General features: G+C 55.9%; 18 protein-coding genes. 10 read left to right on the top strand and 8 right to left on the bottom strand.

Going from position 1 to position 20,454, the window contains the following annotated elements:
• Positions 1 to 62 precede the first annotated feature (62 nt).
• On the top strand, positions 63 to 1,730 hold the full coding sequence (ettA, locus tag ACMGGU_RS01395; RefSeq protein ID WP_003856515.1) for an energy-dependent translational throttle protein EttA: 1,668 nt from the start codon (positions 63 to 65) through the stop codon (positions 1,728 to 1,730).
• A 128-nt stretch (positions 1,731 to 1,858) separates the two neighbouring features.
• Here the strand turns inward: ettA and ACMGGU_RS01390 are convergent, their stop codons facing one another.
• On the bottom strand, positions 1,859 to 2,758 hold the full coding sequence (locus ACMGGU_RS01390) for a LysR family transcriptional regulator (RefSeq protein WP_248222492.1): 900 nt from the start codon (positions 2,756 to 2,758) through the stop codon (positions 1,859 to 1,861).
• 108 nt (positions 2,759 to 2,866) lie between these two features.
• On the opposite strand from ACMGGU_RS01390, the gene ACMGGU_RS01385 reads away from it, so the two are divergent.
• Complete coding sequence (locus ACMGGU_RS01385; RefSeq protein WP_395299785.1) at positions 2,867 to 3,868, top strand: zinc-binding alcohol dehydrogenase family protein; 1,002 nt, start codon at positions 2,867 to 2,869, stop codon at positions 3,866 to 3,868.
• Positions 3,869 to 3,933: 65 nt separating this feature from the next.
• Here ACMGGU_RS01385 and nadR read toward each other — a convergent pair whose 3' ends face one another.
• The 3 genes from nadR to serB all read right to left on the bottom strand — a co-directional run bounded on the left by nadR (position 3,934) and on the right by serB (position 7,630).
• Positions 3,934 to 5,166 (bottom strand): multifunctional transcriptional regulator/nicotinamide-nucleotide adenylyltransferase/ribosylnicotinamide kinase NadR, encoded by a 1,233-nt coding sequence (gene nadR / locus ACMGGU_RS01380; protein WP_032643997.1) that lies wholly within the window; start codon positions 5,164 to 5,166, stop codon positions 3,934 to 3,936.
• 35 nt (positions 5,167 to 5,201) lie between these two features.
• Positions 5,202 to 6,587, bottom strand: coding sequence for a DNA repair protein RadA (gene radA / locus ACMGGU_RS01375; protein ID WP_023293325.1), 1,386 nt, complete (start codon positions 6,585 to 6,587; stop codon positions 5,202 to 5,204).
• A 74-nt stretch (positions 6,588 to 6,661) separates the two neighbouring features.
• Positions 6,662 to 7,630: a phosphoserine phosphatase gene (gene serB / locus ACMGGU_RS01370; RefSeq protein WP_008502066.1), complete on the bottom strand. Its 969-nt coding sequence runs from the start codon at positions 7,628 to 7,630 to the stop codon at positions 6,662 to 6,664.
• A gap of 117 nt (positions 7,631 to 7,747) precedes the next feature.
• Here serB and ACMGGU_RS01365 point away from each other — a divergent pair, with 117 nt between their 5' ends.
• From ACMGGU_RS01365 to ACMGGU_RS01330, 8 genes are all read left to right on the top strand, one after another.
• Positions 7,748 to 8,392, top strand: a complete 645-nt coding sequence (locus ACMGGU_RS01365) for a YtjB family periplasmic protein (protein ID WP_420300201.1) — start codon at positions 7,748 to 7,750, stop codon at positions 8,390 to 8,392.
• A 39-nt stretch (positions 8,393 to 8,431) separates the two neighbouring features.
• Positions 8,432 to 9,448, top strand: coding sequence for a lipoate--protein ligase LplA (gene lplA, locus ACMGGU_RS01360; protein WP_420300200.1), 1,017 nt, complete (start codon positions 8,432 to 8,434; stop codon positions 9,446 to 9,448).
• A gap of 235 nt (positions 9,449 to 9,683) precedes the next feature.
• Complete coding sequence (locus ACMGGU_RS01355) at positions 9,684 to 10,394, top strand: DUF1120 domain-containing protein (RefSeq protein WP_045907746.1); 711 nt, start codon at positions 9,684 to 9,686, stop codon at positions 10,392 to 10,394.
• Between the two features lie 245 nt (positions 10,395 to 10,639).
• The gene (locus ACMGGU_RS01350) at positions 10,640 to 11,356 is read left to right on the top strand and encodes a DUF1120 domain-containing protein (protein ID WP_045907745.1); all 717 of its coding nucleotides are present in this window, start codon (positions 10,640 to 10,642) and stop codon (positions 11,354 to 11,356) included.
• Positions 11,357 to 11,438: 82 nt separating this feature from the next.
• Entirely contained in the window at positions 11,439 to 12,128 is a 690-nt protein-coding gene (locus ACMGGU_RS01345) for a fimbria/pilus chaperone family protein (RefSeq protein ID WP_048028575.1), read from the top strand.
• A 105-nt stretch (positions 12,129 to 12,233) separates the two neighbouring features.
• A complete protein-coding gene (locus ACMGGU_RS01340) occupies positions 12,234 to 14,558 on the top strand; it encodes a fimbrial biogenesis usher protein (protein ID WP_420300199.1) in 2,325 nt (774 codons plus the stop codon).
• Complete coding sequence (locus tag ACMGGU_RS01335) at positions 14,549 to 15,112, top strand: hypothetical protein (protein WP_420300198.1); 564 nt, start codon at positions 14,549 to 14,551, stop codon at positions 15,110 to 15,112. Before ACMGGU_RS01340 ends, ACMGGU_RS01335 begins: the two co-directional genes overlap by 10 nt.
• 117 nt (positions 15,113 to 15,229) lie before the next feature.
• A complete protein-coding gene (locus ACMGGU_RS01330; RefSeq protein WP_045907742.1) occupies positions 15,230 to 15,934 on the top strand; it encodes a DUF1120 domain-containing protein in 705 nt (234 codons plus the stop codon).
• Positions 15,935 to 15,977: 43 nt separating this feature from the next.
• Here the strand turns inward: ACMGGU_RS01330 and deoD are convergent, their stop codons facing one another.
• From deoD to deoC, 4 genes are all read right to left on the bottom strand, one after another.
• Positions 15,978 to 16,700, bottom strand: a complete 723-nt coding sequence (deoD, locus tag ACMGGU_RS01325; protein ID WP_045907741.1) for a purine-nucleoside phosphorylase — start codon at positions 16,698 to 16,700, stop codon at positions 15,978 to 15,980.
• A 103-nt stretch (positions 16,701 to 16,803) separates the two neighbouring features.
• Positions 16,804 to 18,027, bottom strand: coding sequence for a phosphopentomutase (gene deoB, locus ACMGGU_RS01320; RefSeq protein WP_014882457.1), 1,224 nt, complete (start codon positions 18,025 to 18,027; stop codon positions 16,804 to 16,806).
• Between the two features lie 53 nt (positions 18,028 to 18,080).
• A complete protein-coding gene (deoA, locus tag ACMGGU_RS01315; protein ID WP_262808540.1) occupies positions 18,081 to 19,403 on the bottom strand; it encodes a thymidine phosphorylase in 1,323 nt (440 codons plus the stop codon).
• A 101-nt stretch (positions 19,404 to 19,504) separates the two neighbouring features.
• A complete protein-coding gene (deoC, locus tag ACMGGU_RS01310) occupies positions 19,505 to 20,284 on the bottom strand; it encodes a deoxyribose-phosphate aldolase (protein WP_003856543.1) in 780 nt (259 codons plus the stop codon).
• Positions 20,285 to 20,454 lie beyond the last annotated feature (170 nt).

The raw sequence follows: 20,454 nt of genomic DNA, 5'->3' as shown, positions 1-20,454 counted from the left end.
AAAAAGGCTACACTTCGAGGCTGAAATTCCTTCTCATTACGATAAAAGAGGCGAAGTCCAACGTGGCTCAATTCGTTTATACCATGCATCGTGTCGGCAAAGTTGTCCCGCCGAAACGTCATATTCTTAAAAATATCTCGCTGAGCTTCTTCCCGGGCGCAAAAATCGGTGTTCTGGGTCTCAACGGTGCCGGTAAGTCCACCCTGCTGCGCATCATGGCCGGCATTGATACAGACATCGAAGGTGAAGCCCGTCCGCAGCCTGGCATCAAGATTGGCTACCTGCCGCAGGAACCTCAGCTGAACCCGGAACACACCGTTCGCGAATCTGTTGAAGAAGCGGTATCCGAAGTGGTTAACGCCCTGAAAGGTCTGGATGAAGTGTATGCCAAATACGCCGAGCCGGATGCGGACTTCGACAAGCTGGCCGCACAGCAGGGCAAGTATGAAGAGATCATCCAGGCGCACGACGGTCACAACCTGAACGTGCAGCTGGAGCGCGCGGCTGATGCCCTGCGTCTGCCGGACTGGGATGCAAAAATCGCGAACCTCTCCGGGGGTGAACGCCGCCGCGTGGCGCTGTGCCGCCTGCTGCTGGAAAAACCAGACATGCTGCTGCTCGACGAACCAACTAACCACCTGGATGCGGAATCCGTGGCGTGGCTGGAGCGCTTCCTGCACGACTTCGAAGGCACCGTTGTGGCGATTACCCACGACCGTTACTTCCTCGACAACGTCGCCGGCTGGATCCTGGAGCTGGACCGCGGTGAAGGTATTCCGTGGGAAGGCAACTACTCCTCCTGGCTGGAGCAGAAAGATCAGCGTCTGGCTCAGGAAGCGTCTCAGGAAGCGGCCCGTCGTAAGTCTATCGAGAAAGAGCTGGAGTGGGTGCGTCAGGGCGCGAAAGGCCGTCAGTCTAAGGGCAAAGCCCGTCTGGCACGCTTCGAAGAGCTGAACAACACCGAATACCAGAAACGTAACGAAACCAACGAACTGTTTATTCCACCTGGAGCACGTCTGGGGGATAAAGTGGTTGAAGTGACCAACCTGCGTAAGTCTTACGGCGACCGTGTGCTGATCGACGACCTGACCTTCTCCGTACCGAAAGGTGCTATCGTCGGCATCATCGGTCCGAACGGCGCGGGTAAATCAACTCTGTTCCGCATGATGTCCGGTCAGGAACAGCCAGACAGCGGCTCTATCACCCTGGGTGAGACCGTGAAGCTGGCCTCCGTTGACCAGTTCCGTGACGCGATGGATAACAGCAAAACCGTGTGGGAAGAAGTCTCCGGCGGTCTGGATATCATGCGTATCGGCAACACCGAGATGCCAAGCCGCGCCTACGTTGGTCGCTTTAACTTTAAAGGCACCGACCAGGGCAAACGCGTGGGCGAGCTGTCCGGCGGTGAGCGCGGTCGTCTGCACCTGGCGAAGCTGCTGCAGGTGGGCGGTAACGTTCTGCTGCTCGATGAACCAACAAACGACCTGGATATCGAAACCCTGCGCGCGCTGGAAAACGCCCTGCTGGAATTCCCGGGCTGCGCGATGGTTATCTCGCACGACCGCTGGTTCCTGGACCGTATCGCGACCCACATCCTGGACTACCAGGACGAAGGTAAGGTGGAGTTCTTCGAAGGTAACTTCACCGAATACGAAGAGTACAAGAAACGCACGCTGGGCGCCGACGCGCTGGAGCCGAAGCGTATTAAGTACAAGCGTATTGCGAAATAAAAGCAAAACGGCAACTTCGGTTGCCGTTTTTTATGGTTGTTCCCTCTCCCCGTGGGAGAGGGCCAGGGTGAGGGCATCAGGCCGCACAGTGTGTAGGCCGGGTAAGGCGAAGCCGCCACCCGGCTTTTTTATTTGCCCACGTAATACCGCTTCACCTCGTCAAACTGCATCGCAAACTCAATATAGCTCATCAGCGCGGGCGAATTCAGCTTGCGGCTCGGGTAGGCCAGCCAGAGGTCGTTGCCTTCAACGTTCCACTCCGGCAGCACCTGCACCAGCGCGCCCTTTTCAATCTTATCTTCCAGCAAAAATGCAGGAAGCAGCGTGATCCCCGCCCCGGCCATCGCGCACTCGCGGGCGTACACCAGATTATCGGTCATGTGCGCGTTATCCGGCAGGTAGCGGTAATCCTCATTCTCGCTTCGCAGAAGCCACTCCGACCAGGCTCTGTGCGTAATGCTGCGGTGCTCCACCAGTTGACGGGGATGCGTTAGCGGCGCCCGCCGCGCCAGATAGTCCGGCGAGGCCAGCATGTAGCGCGGACAATGCCCGATCATTCGGCCAATCAGGGAGGAGTCCTGCGGCTTGCCGGTACGCAGCGCCACGTCAAAGCCGGACTCGACCAGATCCACCACATCATCAGAGATCGACACGTCCAGCGAAACCTCAGGATAGCGAAGCTGGAACTCGGCATTCATATGCGCCAGCAGCGTCGCGCCAATCCCCGCCGGACAGGTGATGCGCAGCCGCCCGCTCGGGTTTTCGCGCAGGCGCTGAATGGCATACTCCGCCCGCTCGCTGGCCGCCAGCATTTCGCGGCAGTGCACCAGATAGTGCTCGCCCGCAAACGTCAGGTTCAGCCTGCGGGTAGTGCGGTTGAGCAGGCGGATACCCACCTGCTGCTCCAGCTGGCTAATTCGCTGGCTGACGCTGGATTTCGGCAGTTCGGCTTTCTGGGCTGCCGCGGTAAAGCTGCCCATCTCCGCCACCAGCGCGAAAAGCGCCATATCCTGCAGCTGTTTAAACATGATTGTTCATCCTGTACGAACGCTGAGTTCTTGATTGTCCATCTTATCATGCAGCTGGCCACTTAATAGACTAGCCTCAACAAAACGCATGCCATTGAGGAGCACACCATGTCAGTTAAAGCCATTGCCGTGAACCCGGAAAATCCGTCCACCTTCATTGAAATCACCCCACCAATGCCACAGCCCGGCGAGCACGATCTGCTGGTGGAGGTCAAAGCCGTCTCGGTTAACCCGGTCGATACCAAAGTCCACGCAGGCATTGCCAAAAACGGGCTGAAAGAGCCGCGCGTGCTGGGCTGGGATGCCAGCGGGATCGTCAAAGCCGCTGGCGCTGGCGTCACCGGATTCAAACCGGGAGATGAGGTGTGGTATGCAGGGGACATCACCCGCCCGGGCAGCAACACCACACACCAGCTGATCGACGCGCGCATAGTCGGGCACAAACCGACAAGCCTCGGCTGGGCGGCTGCCGCTGCGCTACCGTTGACCGCACTCACCGCGTGGGAAGGCCTGTTTGAACGGCTGAATATTCAGGATGCCGGTGCGGACAAAACCCTGCTAATCATCGGCGGTGCGGGCGGCGTGGGATCGCTGGCGATCCCGTTTGCGAAGCACAACAGCAAGGTAAAGGTTATCGCAACGGCGTCCCGTGAAGATTCCGCCCAGTGGTGCCGCGATCGCGGTGCAGATGTGGTGGTGAACTACCGCGATCTGAAAGGCGAACTGGCGAAGCACGGGCTGAACTTTGTGGATTACATTTTCATCCTCAACGATACCGACGGACACTGGGAGGCGGTCAGCGAACTGATTGCGCCGCAGGGGCATATCTGTTCTATCGTGGAGAATGAACACCCGCTGAACCAGGACAAGCTGAAGTCGAAATCCGCCGCGCTGCACTGGGAATTTATGTACACCCGCAGCATGTACCAGACCGCTGATATGGCGCGTCAGGGTGAGATCCTCAATGAGGTGGCGAAGCTGGTGGATAACGGCGTGGTGGAAAGCTCACTGAGTGAAACGCTGCACGGGCTGAGCGTGGAAAGCATTACGGAGGCGCACCGTAAAGTGCTGGACGGGCATATGCGGGGGAAAGTGGTGGTTGAGTATTGAGTGGGTTGTTCCCCCTCACCCTAACCCTCTCCCCATAGGGGAGAGGGGATAGCACGGAGCCGTCTTTAACCCTGCTCCCCCATCATCTCCTTCACCAGCTCGACGCAGCGCAGGAAACGGGAGTCGTAGTCCGACTCTTCCACGTGCACAAACTCAACATTGTTTTCGTTGAGCATATCCACCAGCATGGTCTGGAATTCACGCCTGTCGACGGAGCTGCCGAGGCTGCGCATGCCGTCGGCCACCCACGGGGTGTTGTTTTCCAGCAGGATCACCAGGTCAAAGCGGTATTCGTCAATCAGCGCCTGCACGAACGGATGTTCACGCCCTTCGTACTTTTTGCAGAACGCTTGGGTGGTGACAAAATCGGTATCGATAAACGCCACCTTGTTGGCGTATTTCACCGCGAAATCAATGTACTGGGCATGACCGAGCGCGATTTTGTCGTAGTCGGAATACTGCAGCGCCATCTCATCACCGCCCAGATGGGAAAAGACATAGTCGCGCCCGTACTCCCACGCGCTGGTGGTATTGAAGATATTCGCCAGCTTGTTGACCAGCGTTGACTTACCGCTCGACTCGCCGCCCAGGATGGCGACGGTGCGCACAAAGAACGGCTTCACCTCGGTTGGGATGTAGTCCCAATAGCGGAACGGGTTTTCGCGGATCTGTGCCCCGCTGATGTTCATGAAGGTGCGTTTCGGATCGATCAGCACCGTCTCAATGCCCAGATGCTCGCGGAACTGCGGCGCGTCGGACTCTTCAGAGGTGTAGATCCAGTTAGGCGCAATGCCCTTCTCTTCCATAAACGCTTTGATGCCGTTGCTCCACACGTCCCAGCCGTGCGGGTACGGCTCCATGCCCTCTTCGTTAAAGGCGTGAATACGGATGTTTTTCTGGTACTTGAAGGTCTGAAGCAGCCAGCGCAGGCGGTCCGGCACGGTCGGCTGCTGCGACATGGCGCTGTCTTCAAACAGCTGGCGATCGCGGGTTTCATCGTACCCCATGATGATGTGCAGCTCGTCCACCTGGCTGCAGGCGCGCTGGATCAGATAGATATGCCCGGTATGCAGCGGGTAAAACTTGCCGAACACCACGCCGATGTTCTTTTGCATACGCGGGAATTCCAGCCCCAGAAAGCGGTGCAGCGCTTCCAGCTTCTGCGCGCTGGGGCTTTTGATTTTGGCGTTCAGCAGTTGGCTCAGGTAGCCTTTGGTCATGCCGCTGGCGTCTGCCACCTGCTGCAGCGTGCAGCCCTTCTGGCGGATAGCGGTCTTGATGTAGTCAAATGATGACATAAATTACGGTGCCTCCTGCAAAATCGAATACGTAATTATAAGTCGTCAAAGACATTTAACGCATCTGCGAGTTTCTTCACGCCAAAAACCTGCATCCCTTCCGGGATTTTTTTCGGCACGTTGGCGGCGGGAACGATCGCGCGACGGAAACCGTGTTTTGCCGCCTCGGAGATTCGCTCCTGCCCGCTGGGCACCGGACGGATTTCCCCGGCCAGCCCCACCTCGCCGAAGACGACCAGATCCTGCGGCAGCGGTCTGTCGCGCAGGCTGGAGACCATCGCCAGCAGCAGCGCCAGGTCTGCGCTGGTCTCGGTGACTTTGACGCCGCCGACCACATTCACGAAGACGTCCTGATCCGCCATCTGCAGCCCGCCGTGACGGTGCAGCACCGCCAGCAGGATCGCCAGACGGTTCTGTTCCAGACCAACCGCTACGCGCCGCGGGTTGCCCATCATCGAGTGATCGACCAGCGCCTGAATTTCGACGAGCAGCGGGCGCGTCCCTTCCCACAGCACCATCACCGAGCTGCCGGAGGTGATCTCATCGCCACGGCTCAGGAAGATGGCCGACGGGTTGCTGACTTCACGCAGCCCCTGCTCGGTCATGGCAAACACGCCCAGTTCGTTCACCGCCCCAAAGCGGTTTTTATGGCTGCGCAGGGTACGGAAGCGGGAATCCGCGTCGCCGTCGAGCATCACGGAGCAGTCGATACAGTGTTCGAGCACCTTCGGTCCCGCCAGCGAGCCGTCTTTGGTCACATGGCCCACCATCACAATCGCCACGCCGCGCGTTTTAGCAAAGCGCGTCAGGTAGGCCGCCGTTTCACGCACCTGCGCGACGCTGCCCGGCGAGGACTGGATGTCCGCCATGTGCATCACCTGGATGGAGTCGATCACCATCAGCTTCGGCTGCTCTTCTTCGGCGATCATGCAGATCTGCTCGATGCTGGTTTCCGACAGCATGTTCAGATTACCGGTCGGCAGGCCCAGACGGTGCGCGCGCATCGCCACCTGCTGCAGGGACTCTTCCCCCGTGACGTACAGGGTTTTCATCTGTTCGGCAAGCTTGCAGAGCGTTTGCAGCAGCAGGGTCGATTTACCCGCGCCCGGGTTACCGCCGATAAGAATCGCGCTGCCCGGCACCACGCCACCGCCGAGCACGCGATCGAACTCTTTAAACCCGGTGGAGAAGCGCGGCAGCTCTTCGAGGCTGATGTCCGAGAGCTTCTGGACTTTCGCTACGCCTGCATTGCCCGCGTAGCCGCTCAGGCGCTCGTTGCGCGCCACGCTCGGCGAAGCCGCCACACCACGCACTTCGGTGATGGTGTTCCAGGCATGACAGGCGCTGCATTGCCCCTGCCAGCGCGGATAATCCGCACCACATTCATTACAGACAAATGCGCGTTTTGGAGCTTTCGCCACGGTTTACCTCGTTATTTCTCTGCGGCCTGCGTGCCGGGTGGCGCTTACGCTTACCCGGCCTACAAAGCAGACCGTTATTTCTGATTAAGGCTGCCGGAGAGAATGCAGAACACCCCCATCAGGTCAGCGTGACGGATAGTCACTTCCGTCTTTTCATTCACTTTTGGCTTGGCATGGTAGGCAATGCCCAGGCCGGCCGCTTTGATCATCGGCAGGTCGTTCGCACCGTCCCCGATGGCGACGGTCTGGACAACCGGAATTTCATATTTTTCCGCCAGACGCGTCAGCGTATTGGCTTTGTACTGGGCATCCACAATATCGCCGATCACCTGGCCGGTCAGCTTGCCGTCCATGATCTCCAGCTCATTGGCCACCACGGTGGTCAGATGCAGTTTTTCCCGCAGATAATCCGCGAAGAAGGTGAAGCCACCGGAGGCGATCGCCACCTTCCAGCCGAGGGACTGCAGCTTCAGCACCAGCTGCGTCAGTCCGGGCATCAATGGCAGCACATCGCGCACCTGGCGCAGAATGTTGGCATCGGCCCCTTTCAGGGTCGCCACGCGCTGTCTCAGGCTGGCGGTGAAATCCAGCTCGCCGCGCATCGCACGCTCGGTGACTTCCGCCACCAGCTCGCCGCTGCCCGCCAGCTTCGCAATTTCGTCGATACACTCGATCTGAATGGCGGTAGAGTCCATGTCCATGACCAGCAGGCCAGGCGTTTTCAGGTGCGGAATTTTACCCAGTGGTGCGACATCCAGCCCGGCGTCATGCGCCAGGCGCGTGGCGCGCTGCGTCAGAGAGCCCGCCAGACGAATGACCTGGTAGTCTTCCACGCACCAGGCGGCGACGATGACCATCGCGGCCCCCAGTTTGGTTTGATACTGGGTCAGGCGTTGCTTATCCAGACCGCGTCCGTACAGCAGCCAGCCGCTACGACCGGCGTGGTAATCCAGAGGCATCACCTCATCGCCACTTAAAGAGAGCGGCAATCCTGGCCATAAAGAGACATCCGTTGGCAGGTCACACCAGGTAATGTTCGGCATTAAAGCTCCTGTAATTTCGTTCGCGCCGGAAGGTTGCAGAGGGAAAATAACGCATGAGGCTACCCTGTAACCATCACTTCTGGCAACATTAAGCCGTAAATTTTCAGCAGGTGGAATATGGCTCGCGCAAAACTGAAATTCCGGCTCCATCGCGCCGTGATTGTCCTTTCCTGTCTCGCACTCTTAGTGGTGCTGATGCAAGGGGCATCGTGGTTTAGCCAGAATCATCAACGGCAACGCAACCCGCAGCTTGAAGAGCTGGCCCGCACGCTGGCACGCCAGGTGACGCTCAACGTCGCGCCGTCCATGCGAACCGAAACGCCGGACGAGAAGCGGATAGGCCAGGTTTTACGCCTGCTGACGGAGAACAGCCGCATTCTTGATGCGGGCGTCTATGATGAGCAAGGCAACCTGATTGCCCGCGCGGGCGAACATGTCGACGTGCGCGACAGGCTGGCGCTTGACGGCAAAAAAGCCGGCGGCTACTTCAACCAACAGCTTGTTGAACCTATTCAGGGCAAGAATGGCCCTCTGGGGTATCTACGCCTGACGCTCGACACCCATACTCTTCCGACTGAAGCCAAGCAGGTCGATAATACCACCAACATTCTGCGCCTGATGCTGCTGCTTTCGCTCGCCATTGGCGTTGTGCTGGCGCGCACCCTGCTTCGCGGCAAACGCACGCGCTGGCAGCAATCCCCGTTCCTGCTGACCGCCAGCCGGTCGGTCCCCGAAGACGAAGAGAGCGAGAAGAAAGAATAGTGATAAAGTAGGCGAACGATTCAGAAAAGGAACTTTGCCATGACGACGTTACGCCTGCTTATCTCTGACTCTTACGATCCCTGGTTTAATCTCGCGGTGGAAGAGTGCATCTTCCGCCAGATGCCTGCCACCCAGCGCGTCCTCTTTCTCTGGCGTAACGCCGATACGGTGGTCATTGGTCGTGCGCAAAATCCGTGGAAAGAGTGCAACACCCAGCGCATGGAAGAAGACAACGTCCGCCTGGCGCGCCGGAGCAGCGGCGGCGGTGCGGTGTTCCACGATCTGGGCAACACCTGCTTTACCTTTATGGCGGGAAAACCGGAATACGACAAAACCATCTCAACATCCATCGTCCTCAACGCGCTCAATGCGCTCGGCGTGACGGCTGAAGCCTCGGGACGCAACGATCTGGTGGTCAAAACGCCCGACGGTGACCGCAAGGTCTCCGGCTCTGCCTATCGTGAAACGATGGATCGCGGATTCCACCACGGCACCCTGCTGCTGAATGCCGATCTCAGCCGTCTGGCGAACTACCTTAATCCTGATAAGAAAAAGCTACAGGCTAAGGGCATTACGTCCGTACGCGGGCGTGTGGCGAATCTGGTGGAACTGCTGCCCGGGATTACCCACGAGCAGATTTGCGATGCGATCCGTGACGCTTTCTTCGAACATTACGGTGAGCAGGTAGAAGCCGAAGTGATCTCCCCGGACAAAACGCCGGACCTGCCCAACTTCGCCGACACCTTCGCCCGCCAGAGCAGCTGGGAGTGGAACTTCGGTCAGGCCCCTGCCTTTTCCCATCTACTGGACGAACGTTTTACCTGGGGCGGCGTGGAATTGCATTTTGACGTCGAGAAGGGCCACATTACCCGCACGCAGGTCTTTACGGATAGTCTCAATCCGGCACCGTTAGAGGCGCTGGCCGCGCGTCTGCAGGGCTGTTTGTATCGGGCGGATATGTTGCAGCAGGAGTGTGATGCGCTGATCGGCGATTTTCCGCAACAAGAAAGGGAATTGCGGGAATTATCGGCCTGGATCGCCCAGGCTATAAAATAACCCGGATAAAAAAGCGGTGAATAAATGCACCGCTTTTTTATTATTCGCCTCCCTCTACATGTAAATACATGCACAAATGTATTTACCCGCATTAATATTTCTCAAAACAAAAATTAGAATTAATCATTATAGAATTAACATTAACCATTAATAGAATCCTCGCGCTTGCAACACTGCAAGTTAATGACTTCATGATAATTAATATAATTATTCAATTATTGGTTAAGGAATAACAATGAAAAAAGTTCTTCTTGCAACACTGATTGCAATGACATCCACGGCAGCGCTGGCAGACGGCAGCATCGTGATGAAGGTTCAGGGTAAAATGAACCATGCTTCTTGCACCCCTGAATTAAGCAACGGCGGTTCTATTGATTTTGGGACTATCGCGCTGGATCAGCTCTCTCCAACCCAGACCAACCAGATGGGCCAGAAAGACATGTCTCTGACCATCAACTGCCCGTCTGCAACCAAAGTTGCCTGGAGTATTGCCGATAACAAAGAAGACTCCAATGCGGCAAACGATCTGAGCTCCAGCGAGTTTTATATTCGTGATGCTAAAGACAATGGCGGCGACGTGTATGGTGCAGGCACCACCTATGGCGTGGGCACCACTGCCGCTGGCGACAAAATTGGTGCGTATGCGATCAGCACCCGCGTCAATGAAATCACGGCTAACGGCATGCCTGCCCAGGCTATCTATGCCCCAGCCTACGTGAACAGCAAAGGCGAATACATGTGGCGCAACCTGGCGTCTGGCGTTATCGCTAACGGTAACGCGGAAATTATGACCGCAACCAAGCCTGGCTATACCGCACCGCTGGCCATCACCAACGTGGTTTATCCGTTCAAAGTGTCTCTGGCGATTGTTAACACTAACCGCCTGTCCACCACGGATGAAGCTCAGCTGAGCGGCGAAACCACCATCACGCTGGTTTACCTGTAATCATTGACGATTGGTCACTATCACGGCGGAGTATTCCGCCGTTTTCATTTAAATAAATACATTCATAAATGTTTAAATGAGCCTTATTAAATCTCAAAGCACGTGTAAGTAAAACTAATTATTGAATTACTTAAATCATTACTAAAATCGGCGCTGCTTGTCATGCCGATACTTATCGATTTGCAAGTCATTTTTAAATTAAAAATATCTGAGTTATTAACTCTTTCTATGGTTAAGGAATAACAATGAAAAAGCTCCTTCTCGCTACCGTTTTATCAATGGCAGCGACTGCGGTCTATGCTGAACCGACTGCAATGCTGAAAGTTCAGGGAACGCTGACCAGCGCTGGTTGCGTGCCTGAAATCAGCAACGGCGGTCTGGCCGATTTCGGCGAAGTGGGTCTGGATTCGCTTTCCTCCTCCGCGGCCTACCAGGCTGGCCATAAAGATGTGACATTCACCATCAAATGCCAGTCGGCTACCCGCGTAGGCTGGACGATCAAAGATGACCGTGCAGATTCAAATGCCGGTAAGAATAAAACATCAAGCGAGTTCCACGTGGATAACGGCACGGCGAACGGTGCTCAGGCATCCGGTAACTACCAGCTGAACGGCGTGGGTAAAACCAGCGCAGGGGAAAACATCGGTGCCTATTCCGTTGCGACCTATCTGACTTCCGTCACCGCAGACGGCGCAACGGCTCAGCCTATTGCCGCGTCTATGTACACCGGCGGCGCCATCAGCAGCAGAAGCTGGGTCAACATGTGGACCAGCGGCATCATCATGAACGACGGTACCGACGTGATGACCGTTGCCAAAACGGGTGAGCGTGCGCCAATGGCCTTCACCACTGCAGCTTTCCCACTGAAAATCGCCCTGGCTATCGCGCCAAGCAAAGATCTGACCCTGACCGACAAAACCGATCTCGACGGCCAGTCCACTATTACGCTGGTTTATCTGTAATTCAGCATGTTGCCGCAAAACTCTCCATTTCGATGGGGAGTTTTTTACTACCGTTAACCACGAAAAAATCATGACCAGAATAATGAAAACTTCATCCCTGTTTTCCGTCCTTTTATTCGCGCTTCCCACCACGCTGTTCGCCGCAGGCATGGTACCTGAAACCACGCTGCTGATGATCGATGAAGCCAACCACGGCGGCGTAATGAGCGTCAAAAATACCGACACCATACCGACTCTGCTCTACACCTCTATCAACGATATCGAAGGGGAAAATGGCGTAAAGCTCAACGTCACCCAGCCCGTTGTTCGTCTGGAGCCAGGCCAGGAACAGCAGGTGCGTTTTATTCTTGAAACCGATAAACCTCTCACGGTCGAACACTATAAGCGCGTGATCTTCGAAGGCATTCCGCCGAAGAGCAAAGATAAAAACGTGAAGGTGGGGATTAACCTTCGCCAGGATCTGCCGGTACTGATCCATCCGAAAAGTCTGCCTGTCGTCACCGACGCGTGGAAGTTACTGACCTGGTCGCTGGAAGGAAAAGAGGTTGTGGTGCGCAATACCTCCCCTTACGTCGTGCGCTTCTCAACCGCCATTACCCTCCTTCCATCGCGAGCAACCGGGCTGGTCAACAAGACCTTTATCCTGCCGGGTGAAACCATGAAAGTGCAGATGGACAAGCCGATGGGTAGCGCCGATAACGCAGTAGAGTTCAGCCCCGCGAGCCGCTACGGGATTGAAGTGGATAACTACACAGCCCCCCTTAAACGCTAAAACGACAGGGATGCTTTGGTGACTGAGCTATCATTGCGCAACAGGATGCGCCGAGCGGCAGTAGTGGCAGCATTACTGCCGTCTTCCGCGCTGCATGCGTCCGATATGGATTTTAATACAGATATTCTGGCGACACGTGGCATCAGTACCAACCTCGCCCACTATTTCTCTGAAGCTCAACGCTATCTGCCTGGCAAGCATGCCGTGCAGGTAAAAATAAACGGCATTGAAAAGGGCAGTCTCGCCGTCAAGATTGGGGACGAAGGGCAGCTCTGCGTTGATGATGATTTCATCAGCGCCGTGGGGCTTTTACCGCTAAATATCAGCGAAAAAGAGACGTGTCATGACCTGCTCAAAGACTACCCTTCAGCCACGATCACGCTCATGCCCAACACCGAGTCACTGGAGATCTTCGTTCCGGCAGAAGCCATGGATAACGGGTTCTATGCCGCCAGGTTTTACTCTCACGGCGGCGTTGCGGGCCTCATTAACTACAACGCTTTCACCAACTACAACGAATATGGCAGCGGTGGCAACAGCACGTTTTCACAGGGAAATATCGGCACCGGTATTAACATTGCAAACTGGACGCTGCGCAGTAACTACATCCTGACGGACGATAACGGCACCCGCAGCGCCGAGAATCTTTACACCTACGCTGAGCACGTTTTTGAAGAGAAAAAAATGCGTGCGCAGGTCGGTCAAATCAATATCAACTCCGCCCTGTTTAGCGGCGCGCAAATTACCGGGGTCCAGCTCATGCCTGAAACCGGTCTTCAGCCCAATATTCAGGTCACGGAAGTCTCTGGTATTGCCCGTACAAACCAGGCTCGCGTAGAAGTTCGTCAGTCCGGTCAGGTTATCTATTCTTCGCTGATCAATGCCGGTCCCTTCACGCTGCCGGACGTACCGGTTTTGCGCAGCAATGTCGACCTGGATGTCAGCGTCATCGAAACCGATGGCTCAACAACCCATTTCACCGTGCCCTCATCAGCCCTCAACGTCATCGGGAGCAACCGTGCCGAGGGGTTAAATCTGGCACTTGGTCAGGTTCGCGACAGTGGCGATGAAAAGAACTCTCCCTGGGTGTTCACCGTGTCTGACGGTACGAGCCTGACTACACGCCTGACTGCCGTTGCGGCAAGCGTGCTGGCCGAGAAATACCAGTCTACCGGTGCAAAGCTCGACTGGTCCGTCAATGAAAACTGGCTCATTTCACCCAGCGTATTGCTGAGTCAGTCCCGCTTTTATGATACGCAGCGGGGCAGCAAGTTTGAGCTCAGCAGCAATATTTTACTCCCCGCGCAGCTGACGCTCGGGCTCAGTGCTTCCCAGTATAACGGCGACTTTCGTGAGCTTACCGAAGCCATGGACGAAGAATCGCAAAGCTATGAAAACGCATGGAATACCAGCCTCAGCTGGAACAACGAATACATCGGCTCCCTCTCTTTACAATACAGCGCGAACTCTGGCGATGAGAGCAGCGGTGACTCACGCTATCTGATGGCCTCGTGGAGCAAAAGCCTGGGGCGTACCTCGCTGTCCGTAAACTGGCAACACGCCATGAGCAATAGCGAAACAGAAAACAGCACCAGCAACAATGACGATCTCTTCTATGTCAGTCTGATCGTCCCTCTGGGCGACGATCGCGTCAGTACCTACATGCGTACTCAGGGTGAAAAGCAAAACTATGGCGTCCAGGACAGCGGTTCTGTCGGCCGAAACCTCAACTACAACATTTCTGCCGATCGCGATAATCAGGACAAAAGTGATTCCTTTAACGGCAATATCACGACCAACCTGCACTATACCCAACTTGGGCTGTCTGCCGGTCTGAATGACGGAAACCAGCATAACTACAGCGCATCGTTAGGGGGTGGCATTGTCATGCACCGCCATGGCCTCACCTTTGCCCCCTTCCCGGTGAAAGAGACCTTTGGCATCGCAAGGCTAAGTGAGCCGGAAAGCGGAATAGAAATCACCACACCCGATGGCACCGTCTGGACAGATTACTGGGGGCAAGCCGTCGTTCCCGGGCTCAGAGAGTGGCAGAAATCACAAATTGTGATCAATACCAGCTCGCTGCCGCAGGGGATGGATTTATCAAATGGTATCCAGACCGTGTCCGCGGCCTACGGCTCATTTGCCCAGGTCGATTTCCAGGTGCTGAATACCCGTCGCGTGATGCTGAAGGTAAAACATGTCAATGGCGGCTGGCTCGAAAAAGGGCTAAGTATCGTGGACAAAGACAGCAACTATATTGTCAGCGTGATGGATAACGGCAGCGTGTTTATTTCTGATGCCTCGACGACGCCGGAGCTGTATGTCGTGGACGACAATATGACGCGTTTATGCCAGATCCACTACACGCTGAATGAAGAGAAAGATAAAGACGCCTATTACGAAAAAGCAGAAGGAACATGCCAGTGAAAATAGTTAACGTGATGCTGAGCGGTCTGACATTATTTTTCGCCTCTCAGGTATTCAGCGAGGAGTGCCAGATGACCCTTTCTCAACCGATCGTCTCGTTTGGCCGATTCAAACAGGACGATATTGCTGCCTCGCTGAAAAACTGGAATCGCATGCCCGCAAAAGAGGTGATGATCAACGTGTTTTGCCCTCAGCCTCAGTTCATGGCCCTGTTCATGCAGTCCGCATCTGGCGCCAACGGCGGCGTGCTGTTTGGGCAGGAGGGACGGCTGGCGCTGGTCGCGAACAACATGACGGTAGACGGACGCCGCTACGATCTCGTCAAAACCACCGACCGGGTAAAATTTACCTCATCAGACAGCCCCAAAGAACATGTTTTCCTGAAAAACAACGACGGCATCATTGCTCGCCAAAACGCGACACCGGTTCAGGGCAAGCAAATGAGCGTAACCATAAAACTTATACCCATCATTAATAATAACCAGCTGCGCAGAATTTCCGATAATACCGACCTGGAAAGCACCCTCGCCTGGGAATTATTAACAAGCGAGTAAAAGAATTCACCTTCGTATTCATTTTTTGGGTGAAGAGTAAGAAGAAAAATAAACCTTTTAAATTATGGATCCGTCCATTCAATTTAATATTCATTACATCTATGTTAAGGATTAACCATGAAAAAGAGTCTCCTTGCCGCCGCACTGGCACTGGCAGCGACCTGTGCTCATGCGGGTGACACAGCGGTACTGAAAGTCAAAGCGTCGCTGACAGGCAATTCCTGTACGCCTGAACTCAGCAACAATGGCGTGATCGATTTCGGTACCGTCCAGGTCGGCGATCTCTCTCAAACCCAGGCAACCCAGCTGGGTGAAAAGGGTCTGACACTTACGATCAACTGCCCAACGCCGACTAAAGTGGGCTGGAGCATCGCGGATAACCGCGCAGACACCAACGCCAGCACCGGCAGCAGTTCCAATCTGAAGGTGATGAATGCGACGTCTAACGGTGGCGAGCTGCGCGGCAGCATCTCGACCTTTGGTCTGGGTAAAACGCATGACGGTAAGAACATCGGCGCATACTCAGTGTATACCAGCACCGGTGACGTCACGGCGAACGGCGCAACGGTTGAGCCTATCCGTACTGCGCTGTCTGCAGGTACAAGTATGGGCCGCTGGCAGAAAGCCAATGGTGGCACCATTGCGAACAAAGACCTGGGTCTGATGAGCGTGGCATCTGCCGGTAAAACCGACCCGATGGCGGTGACCAGCGTCTCTTTCCCGCTGAACGTCTCGCTGGCAGTGGAAAACCTGAAGAAGCTGTCTCTGACGGAAGACACCGAGTTTGATGGTCAGGCGACGATCAGCGTCGTGTATCTGTAAGAAGTGAAAATGCCGGGCAGCGAATGCCGCCCGGCAGACAACATTACGCTTTGTCGCCCAGCAGAACGGATTCCAGCGCGATTTTGATCATGTCGTTGAAGGTGGTCTGACGCTCAGCGGCAGTGGTCTGCTCATGAGTACGGATATGGTCGGACACGGTGCAGATAGTCAGCGCTTTCGCACCAAACTCAGCCGCAACGCCGTAGATGCCCGCCGCTTCCATTTCCACGCCCAGAATGCCGTATTTTTCCATCACGTCGAACATCTCGCCGCCGTCTGGTGCATAGAACAGATCGGCAGAGAAGAGGTTACCCACGCGCGCGTCAACGCCCAGCGCTTTTGCCGCGTCAACCGCGTCACGCACCATGCCGAAGTCAGCGATTGCCGCGAAGTCATGGTCTTTGAAACGCATGCGGTTTACTTTGGAATCGGTGCAGGCACCCATGCCGATAACCACGTCGCGCAGCTTAACGTCCATACGCACCGCGCCACAGGAGCCCACGCGGATGATTTTCTTCACGCCGAAGTCGGTGATCAGCTCTTTGGTGTAGATAGAGCAGGATGGGATACCCATACCGTGACCCATGACGGAGATTTTGCGGCCTTTATAGGTCCCGGTGAAGCCCAGCATGCCGCGTACGTTATTCACTTCACGCACGTCTTCGAGGAAGGTTTCTGCAATGTGCTTCGCGCGCAGCGGGTCGCCCGGCATCAACACGACGTCAGCGAAATCACCCATTTCTGCATTAATGTGAGGAGTTGCCATCTTCAGTTCCTTTTACATTGTTGTTTTTGCCGGGTGGCGGCTATGCCTTACCCGGCCTACAAAACCGTAGGCCCGGTAAGCGAAGCGCCACCGGGCAATGACATCAGAACATGGCCTTGCCATATTCCATGTCAGACGTACCAAAATATTTCGCCAGGGTCTGGCCGATGTCCGCGAAGGTTTCACGGTGACCCAGCGAGCCCGGCTTCACTTTCGGGCCGTACACCAGCACCGGAATGTGCTCGCGGGTGTGGTCGGTACCGGTCCAGGTTGGGTCACAGCCGTGGTCCGCGGTCAGGATCAGAATGTCATCTTCACCCACCAGCTCCATCAGCTCCGGCAGACGGCGGTCGAACAGCTCAAGACCCGCAGCATAACCCGCGACGTCGCGACGATGTCCCCAGGAGGAGTCGAAGTCCACGAAGTTGGTGAAGACAATGGTCTTGTCGCCCGCTTCTTTCATCTCTTTGATGGTGGCATCGAACAGCGCATCGAGACCGGTCGCTTTGACCTTTTTGGTAATACCACAGTTAGCGTAGATATCCGCGATTTTACCCACGGACACCACGTGACCGTCTTTCTCATCGACCAGCTTCTGCAGCACGGTTGGTGCCGGCGGCTCAACGGCCAGATCGTGACGGTTACCGGTACGCTGGAAGTTACCCGCTTTGTCACCAATAAACGGACGCGCGATCACGCGGCCAATGTTGTAGCCGCCTTCGGTCAGCTCTTCGCGGGCGATTTCGCACAGCTCGTAGAGTTTATCCAGGCCAAACGTCTCTTCGTGGCAGGCAATCTGGAACACGGAGTCAGCAGAAGTGTAGAAAATCGGCTTGCCGGTTTTCATGTGCTCTTCGCCGAGCTGGTCCAGAATCACGGTACCGGAAGAGTGGCAGTTGCCGAGGTAACCCGGCAGGTTGGCACGCTTCACCAGCTTATCGAGCAGCTCCTGCGGGAAGCTGTTCTCGTGATCGGAGAAGTAACCCCAGTCGAACAGCACCGGCACACCTGCGATTTCCCAGTGGCCAGACGGGGTGTCTTTACCGGAGGAGAGCTCGTGCGCCCAGGCATAGGCGCCCACGACTTCCGCGTTGCCGTCCATACCGGCTGCGATTTTACCGGTAGAGCCTTCATGCGCTTTCACCAGCCCAAGGCGGGTCAGGTTTGGTAGAGTCAGAGGGCCTTTACGACCGTTATCCGCTTCGCCTTTCGCACAGGCTTCCGCGATGTGACCCATGGTATCGGAACCCACGTCACCAAAACGTTCTGCATCTTCGGTTGCGCCGATGCCGAATGAGTCCAGCACCATAATAAATGCACGTTTCATAATTGTTCTCCGTACGTAGTGCTTCAAAAATTATCGATCAGATCAGTATACCGCTATTCGGTGATACGGCGATAGACAGTCGGTGTGGTTTCCGGTGCTTTATCGTCAAGCGTGATGGCCGCTTTCACCGCTTTCGCCGCTTCCTGCCAGCTGGCTTCGTCTTTGGCGTGGATCACCGCCAGCGGACGTTGGCCGTCAACGCTGTCGCCCAGACGGGCCATATCGGTAAAGCCGACACTGTAATCAATGGTGTCTGAGGCCTGACGACGGCCGCCGCCCATTGAGACCACCGCCATGCCGAGGGCACGGGTGTCCATGGCGGAGATAAATCCTTCGCTATCGGCATACACCGCTTTGCTGAGCGTCGCGGTGGGCAGGTACTTCGCGTAATTTTCGACGAAATCGGTCGGGCCCTTTTGCGCCGCGACCATGCGGCCGAAGATCTCCGCCGCTTTGCCGTTGTCCAGCACCGCCTGCAGCTTCGCGCGGGCGTCGGCGTCGTCTTTGGCGAGCTTGCCGGAGATCAACATCTCCACGCACAGCGCCATGGTGACGTCGAACAGGCGCGGGTTACGGTATTCCCCCGTCAGGAACTGGACGGCTTCACGCACTTCGACGGCGTTACCGGCGCTGGAAGCCAGCACCTGGTTCATATCGGTGAGCAGTGCGGTAGTGCGCACGCCTGCGCCGTTGGAGACGCCAACGATCGCTTCGGCCAGCGCCTCAGAGAGTTCATAGGTTGGCATAAACGCGCCGCTGCCTACCTTCACGTCCATCACCAGCGCGTCCAGCCCTTCTGCCAGCTTCTTCGCCAGGATAGAGGCGGTGATCAGCGGGATGGAGTCAACGGTCGCGGTGATGTCGCGGGTCGCGTAGAAACGCTTGTCTGCCGGAGCAAGAGAGCTGGTCTGGCCGATAATCGCCACACCAACGTCTTTAATAATGTCGCGGAAGCGGTTGTCATCCGGGAAGATATCGAAGCCCGGAATGGCTTCCAGTTTGTCGAGCGTACCGCCAGTGTGGCCCAGGCCACGCCCGGAGATCATCGGGATGTAACCGCCACAGGCTGCCACCATTGGGCCGAGCATCAGGGAGGTCACGTCACCCACGCCGCCGGTGGAGTGTTTATCCACAATCGGGCCGTTAAGGTTGAGGCTTTTCCAGTCCAGAACGGTTCCTGAATCTCGCATCGCCATGGTCAGCGACACGCGCTCAGGCATCGACATATCGTGGAAGAAAATGGTCATCGCCAGAGCCGCAATCTGCCCTTCTGAGACGGTGTTATCACGAATGCCGTTGATGAAGAAGCGGATCTCTTCGTCGCTTAATGCATGACCATCACGTTTTTTACGAATAATTTCTTGTGCGAGAAACACGGTAACCCCCATGAGGAATCGGGTGAATGGTGGCGGGTACGGTTTACCCGACCACGATCCGGGTAGGCCGGGTAAGCGTAGCGCCACCCGGCAATTCAAACTTAGTAGCTACTTGCGCTCTTACCGTCGCCGTGACCCAGCGCCTTCAGCAGGCTGGCCAGCAGGCTGGACGCACCGAAGCGGTAGTGACGGGAATCGGCCCAGTCGGCGCCGAACAGTTCGTCGGCAATCGCCAGGAACTGCTGCGCGTCTTCGGCGGTACGCACGCCGCCCGCAGGTTTGAAGCCTACGGTTTTGGACACGCCCATGTCGCGGATCACTTCCATCATGATGCGCGCGCTTTCCGGAGTCGCATTTACCGGCACTTTACCGGTAGAGGTTTTAATGAAATCCGCACCGGCTTTGATGGAGATTTCAGAGGCTTTACGAATCAGCGCCTCTTCTTTCAGCTCGCCGGTTTCGATGATCACTTTCAGCAGCACGTTGGCCGCCGCACACGCGTCTTTACAGGCTTTCACCAGGTCAAAACCGACCTGCTCGTTACCGGCGATCAGCGCGCGGTAAGGGAACACCACGTCAACTTCGTCTGCACCGTATGCAATCGCCGCGCGGGTTTCTGCCAGCGCAATCTCGATATCGTCGTTGCCGTGCGGGAAGTTAGTCACGGTTGCAATGCGCACGTCCGGGGTGCCCTGCTCTTTCAGCGTCTTACGGGCAATCGGGATAAAGCGCGGGTAGATACAAACGGCTGCGGTATTACCCACTGGCGTTTTCGCCTGATGGCACAGGGCGATGACTTTCTCATTGGTGTCGTCATCGTTCAGGGTAGTCAGGTCCATCAGTTTCAACGCGCGCAGGCTGCTTGCAGTTAAATCGGTCATAACAATCTCCAACGGCAGTGCCGTATAAATTTTACCTTGCGGGTCTGTGAGTATTCTAACATCCACCCGCATCCACACTTCGACATTCATCACAGTTAATGAAAACTGCGTACAAATTTGCATTACTGTAATGAGATCTTCTTCAAACTTTAGTGCGCAGATTGCCGACT

The organism is Enterobacter sp. BNK-8, from assembly GCF_048685095.1.
GTDB classification, from domain to species: Bacteria; Pseudomonadota; Gammaproteobacteria; order Enterobacterales; family Enterobacteriaceae; genus Enterobacter; species Enterobacter quasiroggenkampii.
Note: the sequence above shows the minus strand (reverse complement) of the source record. Positions and strands in the feature narration are given on the sequence as shown.

What these genes read in the sequence shown, in the direction of transcription:
- ACMGGU_RS01390 (WP_248222492.1), bottom strand. Translation starts at nt 2,758, where the DNA reads ATGTTTAAACAGCTGCAGGATATGGCGCTTTTCGCGCTGGTGGCGGAG.
- ACMGGU_RS01385 (WP_395299785.1), top strand. Translation starts at nt 2,867, where the DNA reads ATGTCAGTTAAAGCCATTGCCGTGAACCCGGAAAATCCGTCCACCTTC.
- nadR (WP_032643997.1), bottom strand. Translation starts at nt 5,166, where the DNA reads ATGTCATCATTTGACTACATCAAGACCGCTATCCGCCAGAAGGGCTGC.
- serB (WP_008502066.1), bottom strand. Translation starts at nt 7,630, where the DNA reads ATGCCGAACATTACCTGGTGTGACCTGCCAACGGATGTCTCTTTATGG.
- ACMGGU_RS01365 (WP_420300201.1), top strand. Translation starts at nt 7,748, where the DNA reads ATGGCTCGCGCAAAACTGAAATTCCGGCTCCATCGCGCCGTGATTGTC.
- lplA (WP_420300200.1), top strand. Translation starts at nt 8,432, where the DNA reads ATGACGACGTTACGCCTGCTTATCTCTGACTCTTACGATCCCTGGTTT.
- ACMGGU_RS01355 (WP_045907746.1), top strand. Translation starts at nt 9,684, where the DNA reads ATGAAAAAAGTTCTTCTTGCAACACTGATTGCAATGACATCCACGGCA.
- ACMGGU_RS01350 (WP_045907745.1), top strand. Translation starts at nt 10,640, where the DNA reads ATGAAAAAGCTCCTTCTCGCTACCGTTTTATCAATGGCAGCGACTGCG.
- ACMGGU_RS01345 (WP_048028575.1), top strand. Translation starts at nt 11,439, where the DNA reads ATGAAAACTTCATCCCTGTTTTCCGTCCTTTTATTCGCGCTTCCCACC.
- ACMGGU_RS01340 (WP_420300199.1), top strand. Translation starts at nt 12,234, where the DNA reads ATGGATTTTAATACAGATATTCTGGCGACACGTGGCATCAGTACCAAC.
- ACMGGU_RS01335 (WP_420300198.1), top strand. Translation starts at nt 14,549, where the DNA reads ATGCCAGTGAAAATAGTTAACGTGATGCTGAGCGGTCTGACATTATTT.
- ACMGGU_RS01330 (WP_045907742.1), top strand. Translation starts at nt 15,230, where the DNA reads ATGAAAAAGAGTCTCCTTGCCGCCGCACTGGCACTGGCAGCGACCTGT.
- deoD (WP_045907741.1), bottom strand. Translation starts at nt 16,700, where the DNA reads ATGGCAACTCCTCACATTAATGCAGAAATGGGTGATTTCGCTGACGTC.
- deoB (WP_014882457.1), bottom strand. Translation starts at nt 18,027, where the DNA reads ATGAAACGTGCATTTATTATGGTGCTGGACTCATTCGGCATCGGCGCA.
- deoC (WP_003856543.1), bottom strand. Translation starts at nt 20,284, where the DNA reads ATGACCGATTTAACTGCAAGCAGCCTGCGCGCGTTGAAACTGATGGAC.